The sequence below is a fragment of the [Mycobacterium] manitobense genome, assembly GCF_025821665.1.
In the GTDB taxonomy this organism is placed as follows: Bacteria; Actinomycetota; Actinomycetes; order Mycobacteriales; family Mycobacteriaceae; genus Mycobacterium; species Mycobacterium arseniciresistens.
The window spans coordinates 1-516 of the sequence record NZ_JACKSJ010000045.1 but is presented as its reverse complement, the minus strand read 5'-3'; the positions used below and the strand labels follow the sequence as shown (position 1 = coordinate 516).

General features: G+C 66.9%; 2 pseudogenes. Both read left to right on the top strand.

The features are described from left to right. Positions 1–344: pseudogene (locus H7I41_RS05920) on the top strand (lipase maturation factor family protein); the annotation flags it as partial. Positions 345–397: 53 nt separating this feature from the next. Next, a pseudogene (locus H7I41_RS05915) lies at positions 398–516 on the top strand (ribonuclease BN); the annotation flags it as partial.

Sequence of the window (516 nt, the reverse complement as noted above, 5' to 3'; positions counted from 1 at the left end):
AGGGCAAGCCCGGGGACCCCGCCCGGATGCCGCGGCAGTGGGCTCCCTATCACCTGCGCCTGGATTGGCTGATGTGGTTCGCGGCGCTGTCCTCGTCCTACGCCCGGCCCTGGATCGGCCAGCTGCTGAAGGGGTTGCTCTCGAACAACCGCGACATCGTGAAACTGTTGGGCCACAACCCGTTTCCCGATCAACCACCCACCCACGTGCGGGCGCTCCTGTACGAGTACCGGTTCACCACCGGGAAAGAACTGCTGGGCGACCGGGCGTGGTGGCACCGCGAACTCATCGGTGACTACCTGCCACCCGTCGACGCCGACCGGGTCCGCAGGTTCGTGTCCTGACAGCTGTGGGTATCCCGTGCCCGCGGCAGGGCCGCTGAGGGCGGGAGGAAGCGATGCTGGGCTGGCTCGATCGTGTGCAGCAGCGCAGCCGGGCGGCCGGCTTCGTCATCGCGGTCATCTACAAGTACGTCGACGACCAGTCCAACTACCTGGCCGCGCTGATCACCTACTA